General features: G+C 44.3%; 13 protein-coding genes. 3 read left to right on the top strand and 10 right to left on the bottom strand.

Annotated features, from left to right (window positions below):
* Positions 1 to 33: 33 nt before the first annotated feature.
* From K1T76_RS13955 to K1T76_RS13925, 7 genes are all read right to left on the bottom strand, one after another.
* Positions 34 to 1,530 (bottom strand): flavin-containing monooxygenase, encoded by a 1,497-nt coding sequence (locus tag K1T76_RS13955; protein WP_078390246.1) that lies wholly within the window; start codon positions 1,528 to 1,530, stop codon positions 34 to 36.
* 15 nt (positions 1,531 to 1,545) lie between these two features.
* Positions 1,546 to 2,385, bottom strand: coding sequence for an alpha/beta fold hydrolase (locus K1T76_RS13950; RefSeq protein WP_230245695.1), 840 nt, complete (start codon positions 2,383 to 2,385; stop codon positions 1,546 to 1,548).
* 136 nt (positions 2,386 to 2,521) lie between these two features.
* Positions 2,522 to 4,324, bottom strand: coding sequence for an acyl-CoA dehydrogenase C-terminal domain-containing protein (locus tag K1T76_RS13945; protein WP_230245694.1), 1,803 nt, complete (start codon positions 4,322 to 4,324; stop codon positions 2,522 to 2,524).
* Between the two features lie 207 nt (positions 4,325 to 4,531).
* Positions 4,532 to 5,512 carry an NAD(P)H-dependent flavin oxidoreductase gene (locus K1T76_RS13940; protein WP_230245693.1) on the bottom strand — a complete coding sequence of 327 codons (981 nt, stop codon included), beginning with the start codon at positions 5,510 to 5,512 and terminating at the stop codon, positions 4,532 to 4,534.
* Between the two features lie 11 nt (positions 5,513 to 5,523).
* Positions 5,524 to 6,312, bottom strand: a complete 789-nt coding sequence (locus K1T76_RS13935; RefSeq protein ID WP_230245704.1) for an enoyl-CoA hydratase-related protein — start codon at positions 6,310 to 6,312, stop codon at positions 5,524 to 5,526.
* A gap of 37 nt (positions 6,313 to 6,349) precedes the next feature.
* Positions 6,350 to 7,273 (bottom strand): 2-hydroxyacid dehydrogenase, encoded by a 924-nt coding sequence (locus K1T76_RS13930; RefSeq protein WP_230245692.1) that lies wholly within the window; start codon positions 7,271 to 7,273, stop codon positions 6,350 to 6,352.
* On the bottom strand, positions 7,270 to 8,025 hold the full coding sequence (locus tag K1T76_RS13925) for a class II aldolase/adducin family protein (protein ID WP_230245691.1): 756 nt from the start codon (positions 8,023 to 8,025) through the stop codon (positions 7,270 to 7,272). Before K1T76_RS13925 ends, K1T76_RS13930 begins: the two co-directional genes overlap by 4 nt.
* Positions 8,026 to 8,135: 110 nt before the next feature.
* Here K1T76_RS13925 and K1T76_RS13920 point away from each other — a divergent pair, with 110 nt between their 5' ends.
* Positions 8,136 to 8,573: a PaaI family thioesterase gene (locus K1T76_RS13920; RefSeq protein WP_230245690.1), complete on the top strand. Its 438-nt coding sequence runs from the start codon at positions 8,136 to 8,138 to the stop codon at positions 8,571 to 8,573.
* A gap of 120 nt (positions 8,574 to 8,693) precedes the next feature.
* Here the strand turns inward: K1T76_RS13920 and K1T76_RS13915 are convergent, their stop codons facing one another.
* Genes K1T76_RS13915 through K1T76_RS13905 form a run of 3 tightly spaced genes read right to left on the bottom strand, consistent with a single transcriptional unit; the run spans position 8,694 to position 12,227 of the window.
* The gene (locus K1T76_RS13915; RefSeq protein ID WP_180179486.1) at positions 8,694 to 9,905 is read right to left on the bottom strand and encodes a 3-oxoadipyl-CoA thiolase; all 1,212 of its coding nucleotides are present in this window, start codon (positions 9,903 to 9,905) and stop codon (positions 8,694 to 8,696) included.
* A gap of 25 nt (positions 9,906 to 9,930) precedes the next feature.
* Positions 9,931 to 11,451: a 3-hydroxyacyl-CoA dehydrogenase gene (locus K1T76_RS13910; protein WP_230245689.1), complete on the bottom strand. Its 1,521-nt coding sequence runs from the start codon at positions 11,449 to 11,451 to the stop codon at positions 9,931 to 9,933.
* 2 nt (positions 11,452 to 11,453) lie between these two features.
* Positions 11,454 to 12,227 carry an enoyl-CoA hydratase gene (locus tag K1T76_RS13905; RefSeq protein WP_230245688.1) on the bottom strand — a complete coding sequence of 258 codons (774 nt, stop codon included), beginning with the start codon at positions 12,225 to 12,227 and terminating at the stop codon, positions 11,454 to 11,456.
* Positions 12,228 to 12,677: 450 nt separating this feature from the next.
* On the opposite strand from K1T76_RS13905, the gene K1T76_RS13900 reads away from it, so the two are divergent.
* Together K1T76_RS13900 and K1T76_RS13895 are read left to right on the top strand one after the other, a co-directional pair.
* On the top strand, positions 12,678 to 13,976 hold the full coding sequence (locus K1T76_RS13900; RefSeq protein ID WP_230245687.1) for an MFS transporter: 1,299 nt from the start codon (positions 12,678 to 12,680) through the stop codon (positions 13,974 to 13,976).
* 221 nt (positions 13,977 to 14,197) lie between these two features.
* On the top strand, positions 14,198 to 15,463 hold the full coding sequence (locus K1T76_RS13895; protein ID WP_230245686.1) for a DcaP family trimeric outer membrane transporter: 1,266 nt from the start codon (positions 14,198 to 14,200) through the stop codon (positions 15,461 to 15,463).
* The last annotated feature ends 7 nt before the right edge of the window (positions 15,464 to 15,470 follow it).

Raw genomic sequence — 15,470 nt, 5'->3', positions numbered from 1 at the left:
AACTCTGAAGTTCCGATTATTCCTGATTAATCTTTACACCACTTTCTGCTGCATTGCTTCGATATACTGGTAGTGATAACCGCTACGAATCAAATGCTGGTTTTTATCTCTAAATGAATGTGCATAATCCGGCCAGACTAAAGTCAGCTTGCGACTCACCGGGTCCAGATACCAACTTTTACAGCTTTCTGATAACCAGACACTGCCTTGGGAAAGTTGCTGTAACTCCTGCATATAGCGATTTTCGGCGTTCTGATCGGCTTCAAAAACCTGAATCTGTTCCTGTTCAAAAAACTGCAAGGCATCCAGTACCAGATCAAATTGGGTTTCCAGGAAATAAAGCGCTGAGTTATGTCCACTACCGGTATTTGGACCATTTAAGATAAATAGATTCGGAAAATTATGGACGGTCGTAGATTGATAACCCTGCATACCACTAGACCATTGCTGCTCCAAGCTTAGACCATGCTTACCTATGACCTTTGAAGCATAAGGTGGTCGTGCTGCTTCAAATCCGGTAGCAAAGACGATGATATTTGCAGGAATCTTATTGCCAGACTTGCTGATTACACCGTCTTCCGTAATTTCAGCCAAAGCTGAATCTTCAAGCGTGACATTAGGTTTTAGAAAAGTCGGATAATAATCATTAGACAGCAACAAGCGCTTACAGCCCGGTTCATAATTCGGTGTGAGTTTTCGCTGTAATTCTGGATCTGAAATCTGATGTTCCAAGAATTGCAGGCAATTTTTCTTGACCCGCTCGATCTGGCTTTTCAGATTACGGCGCTGGGCAAAATTGTATTCATTACCCCAGAACAAGGAATGTCTTAACGCTGACATGCTGTCCGGATCTTTGCGGAAGAGCTGTTTTTCTGACTCAGAATAAGGCCGGTCTGGTCGCGGTAAAATATACGGCGCACTGCGTTGCAATACGGTCAGACTTTTTGCTGTTTTGGCAATTTCCGGTACAAGCTGGATAGCTGAAGCCCCTGAACCCACGACAACCACACGCTGATTATCCAGATTCACTTCGTGATTCCATCGTGCGGAATGCATCACCTGACCTTGAAATTCATCCAGTCCCGGAATTTGCGGCAGATGTTCATCTGCCAGATGCCCGGTTGCTGTAATTAAAAATTCTGCCTGATAAACGCCTTTAGAGGTCTGTATTTCCCAAATGCGTTTCTTGGCATTCCAGCTGGAATTTTCAAGTTGAGTCTGAAAATCAATATGTGGCCGGATATTTTCCTGATCACAGCATTGAATCAAATAGCGCTGAATTTCTGCCCCTTGCGGAAAGACACGTGACCAGTTCGGATTTTTAATGAAAGAGAAAGAATATAAATGTGACGGTACATCACAGGCGACGCCGGGATAGGTGTTATCACGCCATGTGCCACCTACTTCTGCTGCACGTTCAATAATTTTAAAATCGTGAATGCCCTGCTGTTTAAGACGGATCGCCATGCCTAGGCCACCAAAACCGCTGCCTACAATTAAAATCTTGCTGTGCTGTCCTTGAGCTTGCATTATTTTTCTCCTTTTTTAAGGCATCATGGGCTGGATTTTTTGATTCGACGGATATTGTTCTGGATGCTGGCTAAACTGGTTGATCAGTTGCACCGCCTCTGCTGGAGCTTCAATATGGATTGCATGTCCTGAAGCAATTTCGATATAACGGCTGTTTTGAATCGAAGCAAACAGTAATTTGGCTTGTGCTAAAGGTACCATGCGGTCTTCACGGCAAGCTACGATCAATGTCTCCGCAGAGATGTCCGGCAAAATGGCGGTGATATCAATGCGATAATTCAGTTCACGCTGTTTGGCTGCATCTTGGGAAGGTTTTACAAAGCGTGCCAGATCGAGCACCTGTTTTTCAGTTCGAGCAGACAGATAATCATCGCTATACAGGCAATAATTCACAAAATGTGGCAAGGCTGCGGATTGGTCGTTAAATAACTGTTGCCAGATCGTGGTCCGTAGTTGTTGCACCGAACTGGTTTTTGCCCAACCGGCCAACAGAATCAAACGTGCCACGCGCTGTTTAAGACTCGCGGCTACTTGTGCAGCAATCACGGCACCAAGTGAATAACCCACCACAGTAATTGCTTCATCTTCTGCCACAGCATGCTTGATCAGCGCTTCAACTTGTTGACTAAAATCAGTCACTGCTAAATCGGATTTATCTGGGGTATGCAAATTAATGGATAAAACCCGCTGATGAATACCGAGCATGGGAAAAATATAACTGAAATGTTTATCGGTATTTCCACCTGTGCCATGAATCAGAATAATGGTGGGATATGAGGATTTCTGTCCGACTTCATGATAAGTCAGTTGTAGATCACCATAAGGACATTGTCGCGTAATCATGTCTAAATCCATATAGACTCCTGATCTTGTTGTTTTATGGCCGATGCAATACTAAAAAGTATCCATCGATATTGAATTTTGTGCAGGATGAAAAAAGTAGTAAGAAAAAAAAGACCCACGATCGAGAGATTGATCGTGGGTAAAAGAATTAATCGAATTTAAACTCTTCAGGAGTCAGCAGGAACAGGCTCTCACCACCGACCTGAATATTGGCAACGTGAGTTGAAGTTCTTGGCAGAATACGTGCAAAGAAGAATTGCGCGGTTTTGATCTTCGCTGCATAGAACGGATCGGTATTGCCCTCTTCAATTTTTTGCTGCGCCGTAATCGCCATTTTCAGCCATAAATACGAAGACACCACATAACCAGAGAAGTATAAGTAATCGACTGATGCCGCACCGATTTCATTTGCAGACTGTTGTGCCTGAGCCTGAATCGTTTTGGTTAATTCTAGCCATTGCTCAGTCAACTGACTCACTTGTGCCACTTGCTGGTTAAACTGGGCATGTTGCTGATGCTCTTTCACAAAACCTTGGATTTCATCAGTTAAGGCAGTCAACAAACCTAGTTTTGAACCTAGTACTTTACGTGCCAGTAAGTCGATTGATTGAATTTCAGTAGTACCTTCATACAGACTGGCAATACGTGCATCACGGGCAATCTGTTCCATGCCATGTTCAGCAATATAACCGTGACCACCAAAGACCTGCATACCATGTTTGGCCGCTTCTACACCTGTTTCGGTCATTAATGCTTTAGCAATTGGGGTTAATAATGCCAGACGGTCTTCTGCGGCTTTCTTCTCTTCAGGATTGTCCGTTGCTTCCGCAATATCAGCATAAGTCGCCAGATAGTAAGCCAAGGCACGTGAACCTTCTGCAAATACTTTTTGAGTCAGTAGCATATTACGCACCGCTGGATGCACGATGATTGGATCCGCAGGTAGGTTTGGCTCTTTCGCACCTTCAAGTGAACGCATGGCCAGACGGTCTTTGGCATAAGCCAATGCGCCTTGATAAGACGATTCAGCTGCAGCAAGACCTTGAATCGCCGTTCCAATACGTGCAGAGTTCATGAAAGTAAACATGCAGTTCAAGCCGCGGTTTTCAGGCCCGATCAGGAAACCTTTGGCATTATCAAAATTCAGTACACAGGTCGCATTGCCATGAATACCCATCTTGTGTTCAATCGCGCTACACACCACGCCATTGCGTGAAGCCACATTTCCAGCGTCATCCAGATTGTATTTAGGTACGATAAACAGCGAAATACCTTTGGTGCCGGCAGGCGCATCCGGTAAACGTGCTAGTACGATATGTACGATATTTTCAGCCAGGTCATGCTCACCTGCAGAAATAAAGATTTTCTCACCACTGATGCTGTAGCTGCCATCTTCATTTGGCACCGCTTTGGTACGGATCAGGCCCAGATCAGAACCGGCATGTGATTCAGTTAAACACATGGTTCCGGTCCAGCGTCCTGCAATTAAAGGCACCAGGAATTTCTGTTTTTGTTCATCACTACCGTGATGTTCTAAAGTACGCATCGCACCATGAGACAGGCCTGGGTACATACCCCAAGACCAGTTGGTCGCCGTAATAATTTCAGAAATGGCAATACGGTATAAGGTCGGGAAGCCTTGGCCACCATATTTTTCATCGCCAGTTAATGAGGTAAAGCCGAGTTCTACATATTTGTCATAAGCCGCTTTAAAACCATCCGGTGTAGTTACGACGCCATCCTGCAAACGGCAGCCTTGCTGGTCGCCTGTTGCATTAATCGGTAGAAGTTCGTTTTGGCAAAAGTCCGCAGCGACTTCCAGATATTGTTCCATAATATCCATAGAAACTTTGTCTGCGAACTTTGCATAGCCTTCATATTTCTGTTCAACATTGAGCAGATCTTTCAGCACAAACTTCATGTCTTTTAATGGCGCAATATAATTTCTCATCGTAATTCCCTTGTATGAGTTCTAATTTGTATATTTATGACAATTAATTTCATAATACGAAATTATGTTTTAGGTCGAATATAATATAAGTGTATGGATAAAATCTAGTCATGACATAAAAAATCACATTTAAAAAATTAAAACTTTGGTATAAAAAAGCCATTCAACAATGAATGGCTTTTGATTAAATGATCAAAATAAAGTGATCTAGCGCGGGAAAAACTGAGCCAAACGTTGCTGAACAATCTGTTCTGCTTCTTGCATGATATTGTCAATCAGCGTTTGACAGGTCGGGATATCATGGATCAATCCCATGACTTGACCTGCTGTCAGTACGCCTGCATCTACATCGCCATTTTCCAAAGCCAGCTTGCCTTTTAAGCCACTGACATAAGGGCGAATCTGTTCAAATTCCAGACCTGGATCTTCACCCATTTTAACGACGAGGTCAGATACCGCATTTTTCGCAACACGCGCAGTATTTCTGAACTGGCGGTAAAGCAGATGCGTTGCCCTTTCATCATTGTCGACATAAAACTGCTTGATGTTGGGATGGATTGGCGCTTCTTGTGTGGCACAGAAACGTGTCCCCATATTGATGCCTTCAGCACCTAAAGCGAGTGCTGCTACCAGACCACGACCATCCGCAAAACCACCACTCGCTACAATCGGTATAGTGAGCTGATCAGCGGCTGCTGGAATCAGGATTAGTCCAGGAATATCATCTTCACCCGGATGGCCGGCACATTCAAAACCGTCAATCGAGATCACATCCGCACCGATTCGTTGTGCTGAAAGTGCATGTCTGACCGAGGTACATTTATGAATCACAATGATGCCGTGCTGTTTAAAGGCCTCAATATGTTCATGTGGCTTGTTACCTGCCGTTTCTACAATCTTGATTCCACTTTCAATAATGGCCTGACGATATTCGGCATACGGCGGTGGGTTTACAGCGGGTAATAAAGTTAAATTGACCGCAAAAGGCTGATCCGTCATTTCACGGCAACGTGCAATTTCCTTGGTCAGCGCTTCAGGTGTGGGTTGTGTCAATGCCGTCAGCGTTCCCAAACCACCCGCATTGGAGACTGCACTGGCCATTTCTGCGGTACCGACCCACATCATGCCGCCCTGAATAATCGGATAGCGAATGCCTAAAAGCTCAGTAATACGTGTTTGAATATTCATGAATGCTCTCCTTAGCGTCCGGTAAATTGTGCAGGACGTTTTTCAACAAAGGCCTGTACACCTTCTTTATAATCCTGACTACTCAGGGCCAGATATTGCAGGTTTTGTTCCAGCTCCAGTTGCTGATCCATGCTATTTTCAGCACTGCGTTGCAGCGCCTGTTTAGTTAAAGCCAGTGCATAGGTCGGCTGTTGTGCCAGTCGCTGTGCAAGTTCTTCGATATAAACATCAAATTCTGCATCAGGGGTCATTTTCCAGATCATGCCCATTTCAGCCGCTTCTTTGGCATGCACAGGCTCACCGAGTAAAGTCAGTGCCATAGCGCGTGCATAACCAATTAAACGCGGCAACATCCAGGTGCCGCCGGCATCAGGAATTAAGCCAATTTTTGAAAAGGCTTGAATAAATTTGGCACTTTCCTTGGCAATAACCAGATCGCAAGCCAGCGCGATATTGGCCCCTGCACCGGCAGCCACACCATTTACTGCCGCAAGCACCGGTTTGGGACTTTTACGAATCAGGTTGATCAAAGGATTATAATATTTGGCTAGAGAGCCTTCGGGAGGCAACGGCACACTACCGAGCTGCCCAGCACGTTCTTTTAAATCCTGTCCCGCTGAAAATGCCCGACCATTACCACGAATCACAATCACCCGAATATCCGAGTCTGTATTCCAGCTTTTCAGCACCTGCTGCACTTCCTCATGCATTTGCCGATTGAAACTGTTCAGTGAATCTGGCCGATTAAAACTTAAAGTCGCGACGCCTTGCTGAACCTGGGTCTGAATCATTTCCCACATCATCAATTTCCTTATTTTTTTGTCTGTATCCCTACAATTAATAGCCTTTATTGACATCCACCTGATGACACAAATCCAGCCCTTGATTTAAACGACGGTCATTTTCCAGTATCTGCTCTACCACCACAGACATCGGCGCATGTGAGGCGACATGTGGCGTTACCACAATTTTTTCGTGCTGCCAGAATGGATGGTCCGCAGGTAACGGCTCCTGCTCAAAGACATCGACAATTGCACCACGCAGATGACCAGAATCCAGCGCATCCAATAAATCCTGCTCGATTAAATGCTGGCCACGCCCGACATGAATCAAAGCTGACTGTTCAGGCAGTTGCTGAAATAATTCAGCAGAAAGAATCCCAGTATTCTCTTCGGTAAGGGGTAGCAGGTTAATCAGAATCTGACTTTGCGCCAGGAACTCGGTAAGCTGTTCTTGACCCACATAACTTTTGACTTGATTAATGTCTTTTGGGGAATTCGACCAACCAGAGACTTGATAGCCCATGTCTGCGAAACGTTCTGCTACGTATCCGCCCATATGCCCCAGTCCCATAATTCCGACCTGGATATGCTGGCTATAACTCTGACGATACTGCTTCCATAGCTGCTGCTTTTGTTGCTGAATCATGCGGTCAAAATAACGCTGAAAATACAGCACGCCCCAAAGCAGATAATCAAACATGCCCTTTTGGTGATGTGGATCCAGTACCCGGCAAACGGCTTGATCTGGGCGTACAGCATTTAAGTTTAAATGTTCTACCCCAGCAGCAATCGAATGAATCAGGCCAAGCTTTGGTAGCTGCTGCACTTTTTCCAGATCTGGAAACCAGGCAGCAACCGTGGTTGCCTGTTCAGCTTCAGGGCTGTCAACTGTACAGAAACTACCAGCTGGCGCATATTTTTGAAAAGACCTGACCAGAATGGCTTCAATATTTGGTACAGAACTGGAAATAACAATCATGATGCATACTCCGTATATTGATGCTCAATCAGGGACAAAGCGGCCTGCCAGGCACGCTGTAAAATCGGTTCAATGAGAGGACTGGCGAACTGTTTGGCTGTTTTAATCCGGACTTCTTCAGCTGGATAATGCAACTCGGCACCGCCGCTTAAGGCCTTCACCTGTGCCTGACAGGCGCGTTCCAGGAAATAGATTTCATGAAAAGCCCGCGCAATGGTTTCCCCAGCTGTTAATAGCCCGTGATTGCGTAAAATCATGGCACGATGGTCGCCCAAGTCCTGAATCAAGCGTTCTTGTTCGTCAGTTGAAAGCGCAACGCCTTCATATTCGTGATAGGCCACATGCTGATAAAATTTCATGGTATGCTGGGAAATTGGGAGAAGGCCGTGTTTCTGCGCAGAAACAGCAATTCCATCCGCGGTATGCGTATGAATGACACAGTTCAGATGAGGATGCGCGTCATGAATTGCAGAATGAATCACAAAGCCTGCCATATTGACTGGCTTGTCTTGTTCATAGCTTTCTACCACCTGCCCTTCATGATTAATCTTCACCAGCGTTGAGGCACGCATTTTTTCAAATGCGACACCATATTGATTAATCAGAAAGCAGTCTGGTTGATCTGGGACTCTTAGGCTGATGTGGGTATCAATCAGGTCAGTCATCCGATAATGCGCAATAATGCGATAAAGCGCAGCCAGTTCACAGCGTGCCTGCCATTCAGCAGCTGTGACGAGATTTTTTATTGTCATCATTCCATCCTGGATAAATATAGCATTTCGATCACTATCTGTTATATCATAATTTTAGAAAAACAGAATATTATTTCATAAGGCGAAATATTTTATTAAAGGGAAGCTATATGACTACAGCTCAAATGAATGGACTTGAATATCTAACTGCAATTAAAAATGGCGAATTACCTGGCTCAGCGATGGGACAACTCATTCCCATGAAACTCAGTGTAGTCCGTGAAAACCATGTGGAATATGAAGTTTATCCAGATGAACGTCATTTCAACCTGCAAGGCGGCATTCATGGTGGATTCTGCGCCACGGTTCTAGACAGCGTAACCGGTGCAGCAGTTCATACTACAGTTGATGCGGGCGTGAGTTTTTCCACTATTGACCTGAATGTCAAAATGCTCAAAGCCATGAAAAATAGCGAAACTTATACTGCGATTGGCGAAGTGATCCGGATTGGACGCAATGTGTTGACTTCAGAAGGCCGAATTGTAGATAAAGACGGTAAACTTTATGCTTTCGGTTCAGCAACTTTATTGGTTACTGGCCGTAAATAATCCTTACGCTGATTTAAACATTCCCTGCATTTGCAGGGATTTGTATTTCTATATAAATAGCCCAATAAAAAATGCCATGCATATCATCTATACATGGCATTAATACGATAACTAAAGCTGTTATGCAGCTTCAGGGTTTTCAATCACCATCGCCAGGCCTTGACCCAGACCGATACACAGGCTGATCACGGCATATTTTTTACCAGTACGCTGTAATTGACGCGCAACAGTTAAAGCCAAACGCGCACCTGAACAGCCTAGTGGATGGCCAATCGCAATGCCACCACCATTTGGGTTGACACGCGGATCATCAAAAGCCACATCCAGACCTTTCAGGCAAGATAACACCTGGCTGGCAAATGCTTCATTGATCTCGATAATGTCCATATCATCTAGCGTCAAACCTGCACGTTTTACAGCTTTTTTGATTGCTTCAATTGGGCCCGCACCCATGATGCGTGGCTCAATGCCAGCGGCTGCAGAAGACAGAATACGAGCTAAAGGTTTTAAGCCATACTGTTCCTGAACTTTTTCACTGCCGATAATCAGTGCTGCAGCGCCGTCATTGATACCTGATGCATTACCTGCAGTCACAACACCACCTTCGAAAAGCGGTTTTAACTTGGATAATGCTTCAAATGTCGAAGATGGACGTGGATGTTCATCTTCAGTCACTAATTTAGGCGGTAATTTACGCCCTTGTGAAACTTCAATCGGGGTAATTTCACCTTCAAAGAAACCTGCTTCTTTTGCAGCTTGATATTTCGCTTGTGATGCAGCAGCAAAAGTATCTGCCTGTTCACGCGTAATGCCAAACTCTTCAGCGACGTTATCACCTGTTTCTGGCATGCTGTGCGCGCCAAACTGATCGGTGAATTTACGGTTCGGGAAACGTGTACCAATAGTGGTGTCATAGATTTTGGCATCACGTGAATACGCGCTTTCAGCTTTACCCATTACAAACGGTGCACGCGTCATGCTTTCTACACCACCTGCAATATACAGTTCGCCTTCACCTGCGGTAATGGCACGTGCTGAATCGATCACAGCACCCAGGCCCGACGCACATAGACGGTTCACTGTTTGACCTGGAACTGTCACTGGCATACCAGCAAGCAATGCTGCAAATCGAGCCACATTACGGCTGTCTTCACCGGCTTGGTTCGTGCTACCAAAGATCACATCTTCTACGTCCGCTGCTGGAATACTGGTTTTTTCTAGCAGATTTTTAATGACTGTTGCTGCCAGATCATCTGGACGTACAGTTGCCAGGCTTCCTGCGTGGCGACCGATTGGTGAACGTAAACCATCATAAATATAGGCATTTAACATGAGTGTTATTCCTTTAACTTTTTAATTAATGTGTAGTATGAACAAGAGGTAAACCGAGCTGAACGCGGCGGCGCAACCAAGGACTTGGGCGGTAACGCTGGTCACGAGTAATCGCAGTCATGCGGTCTAAAATTTTCAGAATTTTTTCAGCACCTAATACATCGCCCCATTCAATTGGGCCGTATGGATAACCAAGGCCTAATTTCACGGCAATATTAATGTCTTCTACAGTGGCAACACCTTGCTGGGCAATATCACAGCCAAGATTCACGATCATGGCCAAAGCACGCTGAGCCACAAAGCCGACGCTTTCCTGAATTGTGCTCGCAGTCACACCATCCAGATTGAAAATCGATTGTGCTGCGGTTACCAGTTCAGCTTTGGTCACAAACGTTGGCATTAAAGTACGGTGTTTATTCAGACCGTAAAGCAGATCAATACAGACTACTTGCTGCGGAGACACCTGATAGCGGACTGCGGCTGAAGTTGCATCTTCACCATAAGTCGCAATCAGAATTAAAACATCTGCTGAAGGTGTTTCAGTCTGCTCGATCTGGATGTTGAACTGCTGCAGATATTGCTCAAGCGCCTGACGGTCTTCGCTATATTCTGTACCTAGCCAAACCAATGGATATTGATCCAGCTTTTCAACCAGTGTTGGAGCCACATCACCTACTTTGCTACCTGAAGTGTAATCATAAAAACCTTTACCAGTTTTACGGCCTAGCTGTTTAGCAATAAAACGCTGGCGGGTAATCACGCTTGGGCGGTAACGCGCTTCTTCATAATATTGGTGATAGATCGATTCGCTCACTGGATGAGATACATCCATCCCGGTCAGATCGCCTAACTCGAATGGCCCCATCTTGAAACCGATCCCGTCACGGTAGATGCGATCAATTTCATAAAATGGAGTGACATTTTCATTCAGAATTGCATAGGCTTCGCTACCAAAGGCACGACCTGCATGGTTAATGATAAATCCTGGAGTGTCTTTAGCTTTTACCGGGCGATGTCCCATCTTGGTCGACAGCTGAGTAAGTGCATCCACAATATCAGCACGGGTATTAAAACCTTCAATGACCTCAACCACTTTCATCAGTGGAACCGGGTTAAAGAAGTGATAACCGGCAACGCGTTCCGGCTGGCTGCAATTGGCAGCAATCGCACTAATGGATAGTGAAGATGTATTGGATGCCAGAATCGCTTCAGGTTTCACAATGCCTTCAAGCTGCTGCATCAGCTTTTGTTTGATTTCCAGATTTTCAATAATCGCTTCAACTATTAAATCGCAATCTTTCAGATCTTCGATCTGATGAGCAATCGATAAATGAGCAAGATCTTCAGCAGCTTTTTCATGGCTGAATTTACCTTTATCAGCCAGGGTATTTAATGTTTTAGCCAGCTTTTCCTGTGCCTGTTCAGCAGCACCTGCTTTGGCATCAAACAGTACGACATCATGGCCAGACTGAATTGCGATCTGGGCAATGCCCGCACCCATCGTACCTACACCAATAATACCGATTTTCTGAATTTGAATGCTCATGCTTATCGTCCCTGATAATTTGGTTTACGTTTTTCAATAAAGGCTTGCATACCTTCTTTTTGATCTTCTGAAGAAAACAGCATCTGGAAGGATTTACGTTCCAGCATTAAGCCGGCATTGAGTGGCACATCTTCAGCCAGTAAAGCCACTTCCTTGATTTGTTCCAGCGCAATTGGCGGCATTTTTGCCAAACCTTCAGCCATTTTGATTGCTGTTGCCAGGGTTTCAGTGTCTTCCGTTACTTGAGACACCAGGCCAATCTGATAAGCTTCCGGCGCTGGTACCAGACAACCCGTCATAATGATGCGCATTGCATGAAATTTACCCACGGCACGGAATAAACGCTGTGTACCACCAGCACCCGGCATTACCCCTACTTTGACTTCAGGCTGACCGAACTGGGCACTTTTTCCAGCAATGATAATGTCCGCATGCATTGCCAGTTCACAACCGCCGCCCAATGCATAACCGTTTACTGCTGCAATCACTGGTTTTGAACATTGTGCAATCGCTTGCCAGTAACGTTCGGTACGACGCTGCATCATCTGGATCGTTTCAGCATTTGCCAGTTCTTTAAGGTCAGCGCCTGCAGCGAAGTCAGTTTCACCGCCAGTGAGAATAATGGCACGGATATTTTCATCGTCATTCAATTGCAGAAAAGCCGCAGCCAGTTTCTGACGCACTTCTGTATTCAGGGCATTTTTAGCTTCTGGACGATGGATCTTGACCATCGCCACATGTGTCGAGATTTGCTCTACTTGAACTACCTGTTCCATCAAAAATCTCCATTTATTTTGTATAGCGAAATTTTATTTTATATAAAACTACGGTTTCTAGACCCATAAATCAAGATTTTTTCTCTCAAAAACTCAAAAAAGTTATTTTTTAATAAAAATTAGAGTAAAAACTCTTGTTCAGTTGGCTATTTTATGGTTAATTGATTTCGCAATACGGAATTAATTATTTAATTCGAATTTTGGTTATTCATTTATGTAAATATTAACCACAATACAAAATAAAAAAATTAATTTCCGTCATAAGGATACTACGTTGTTCAGTGATTTTTCACTCAAGGTGAAACGGAAAAATCAGATCCAGCCTGATCATAACAGGGCGAATGCGCACAGACGCTTAGACCTTAGATGAGGAAAATGCTTTTCCGTGAGGAAGAAAATGAATTTAGCGGTAGCAGAGGAATGCTACTTTAATATATAGAGGATATAAGAATGACAAACGATACCATCGTAGCTGAGGAAACTAAAACGGGGGTCTCCTCCGACGACACCGTTAAGCAGGCACCTAAACGCCTGTGGATGACGGCCTTTGTCTTCGCTTTTTTGATTTTACTATCTGACGGTGCAGACATTGGTATTCTGGCTTTCAGCTTGACCAGTTTGAAAGCAGAATGGGGGCTAACTTCTGTACAGGCCGGTGCCTTGGGAAGTTATTCTCTTTTGGGTATGGGGATCGGTGGCTTTATTGGCGGATGGGCCTGTGACAAATTCGGTCGCGTACGTGTCATCGTATTGGCCACTATTTCCTTCTCAATTTTGTCTGCCTATTCAGGTTTTTCCCAGTCTTATCAAGAGTTTGCGATTTTACGTACCCTTTCGTGCTTAGGTTTAGGCTGTTTATATATTGCCTGTAATACCCTGATGTCAGAATACGTACCGACCAAATACCGTACTACAGTATTGGCAACATTAATGACTGGTTTCACTTTAGGTTCATTGGTGATTACCATGCTTTCTGGCTGGATTATTCCTGAATTCGGCTGGCGTATGCTGTACTGGGTGACAATTGCCCCATTAGCTTTGGGTATTTTGATGCACTTCATGGTACCAGAGCCAGAGTCATGGAAACGTGTCCGTGAAATGAAAAGAACTGGTCAGATCGTGGATAATGATGCCAAAAAAGGCAATCCATATATCACCATTCTTAAAGATAAGACCCATGGCAAGATGTTCATCTTATGGTCTTTCAGCTCTGGTTTCCTGCTATTCGGTTATTTCGGTGTAAGTAACTGGTTACCAAGTTATCTTGAAGCTGAATTGGGCATTAAATTCAAGGAAATGGCGTTATACATGGTAGGTACCTTTATCACCATGATGTTTGCCAAAATCATTGCAGGTTATGTGGCTGATAAAATTGGTCGCCGTATTGTGTTTGCTTTCGGCACCATGGGAACAGCACTGTTTATTCCTGTCGTGGTGTATATGCACAATGCTGATAACATTGGTGTACTGATGCTGATCTTCGGCTTCCTGTACGGTATTCCATATGCGATTAATGCAACCTATCTAACTGAAAGTTTCCCAACTGGAGTTCGTGGTACAGCAGTTGGCGGTGCGTTCAATATTGGTCGTATCGGTGCAATCTTCGCTCCAATTACGATTGGTTATCTTGCGATGAATGGTTCGATCGGTACGGGTCTATTGGTGATGGGTGCAGCTTACTTCCTATGCGGTTTGATTCCTGCCCTGTTTATTAAAGACCGTTTATACGATCCACAAAAAGCAGAATAAGTTTTAACTTAGGAGGGCTATGAATTCATTGCCCTCCTTCATCCATATTTTTATGACTTTAAATATCGAATACATGCCCTTTGACCTGAACAGGATGTTTCTTGGTTGAACGAGAATCGTATTCATCATTCAAAAGTGCATCTCTGCATTTAGCAATGAGAGCAATGACAAGGAAAGATTTTCCTTTTTAGATATCAGAAAATTTCTTTAGGGATTAAGAAATGAAAAAATTAGTTTTAGCGACATTATGTGGTATTGCTTCAGCACAGGCATTTTCAGCAGAAGCGTCTGAAGACCGGATGCAGTTTTTAGAATCACAGTTAAAGCAAATCCAGGCCGAATTGGAACAGCAAAAAGCAGCACAACTTGCGTTAAAGAACCAGCAAGAAGAAGCCAAAGCACAAGACTCTAAAACTTTGAGTTCAATGGTAGACAATGTCGATGTCTATGGATTGATTCGCTTTGATGGCGCAGTCGATTTCAAAAGTACTACTGAAGCCCGTGGCCGTACCATTAACCAGATTAATAAAGTACCTTTTACTGAACCGGATTCTGTACGTTCCGATTTTACTGCGGCTGCCAGCCGGATTGGTTTCCTGGCCAAAGATCTAGGAGGCAATCCGAATGTTTCTGCTCGTTTAGAAGCCGACTTCTGGACCAACAATGGTAAAGGCGATGGTGGATTACGTATCCGTCATGCACACTTAAAATACTATAACTGGACGTTTGGTCAGGCCTGGTCATTGATGTCAACACCAGAGATTAGCACTGAAGCTGTCGACTACAGCTTGTTCCTGGGTGGATCAGTCTTACGTACACCTCAGGTGAGCTATGCTTTCAAACTTGATCCGGAAAATACCTGGAATGTCGGTCTGGAGTACATGGCCGGTGGCGATCGTTCTTCTGCCTTACCTGCCTTAAGCACTAAATATGTTCATCAATCAGGTCCTGTTCATTTATTAGCTCAAGGCTTTGTCAATCAAAAGCAAGCGCAAACAGATACAGGTGATATTGAAAAAGTTGGCTGGGGTGTGGGCGTTGGTGGACGTTACCGTTTAGATGATCAAAACTCAATTCAGGGGAACTATTTCCATATGGTCGGTGATCAGCGTATTGCAGCTTTCTTGACTCAAGGTTCAACAACCGATGGTGCTGCCTGGGGTGGCGATTATTCAGTCGATCCAATCAATAATGAACTTTTATTGAATGAGTTCAATAGTATAAATATTGGCTTCACGCATAAATTTACGCCGAAACTACGTAGTAGTATTAATGCCAGCGTGGTTGATTTTGATGATTCTAGCGATTATGCCAAAGCCAATCCGGAAACCAATAAGCGCTTAACCGACTATGTGGCTAACGTGATCTATTCTCCTGTTCCAAAGATTAATTTGGGTGCAGAATATCATCATGGCAAGCGTGAAACCTTTGACAATAAGGAAGCAGATATTTCGCGTATCAACCTCTCTGCCAACTATAGTTTTTAAAGCCTCA

This window comes from Acinetobacter sp. PW68, assembly GCF_020982655.1.
In the GTDB taxonomy this organism is placed as follows: domain Bacteria; phylum Pseudomonadota; class Gammaproteobacteria; order Pseudomonadales; family Moraxellaceae; genus Acinetobacter; species Acinetobacter towneri_A.
This window is presented reverse-complemented; position numbering and strand designations above follow the sequence as displayed.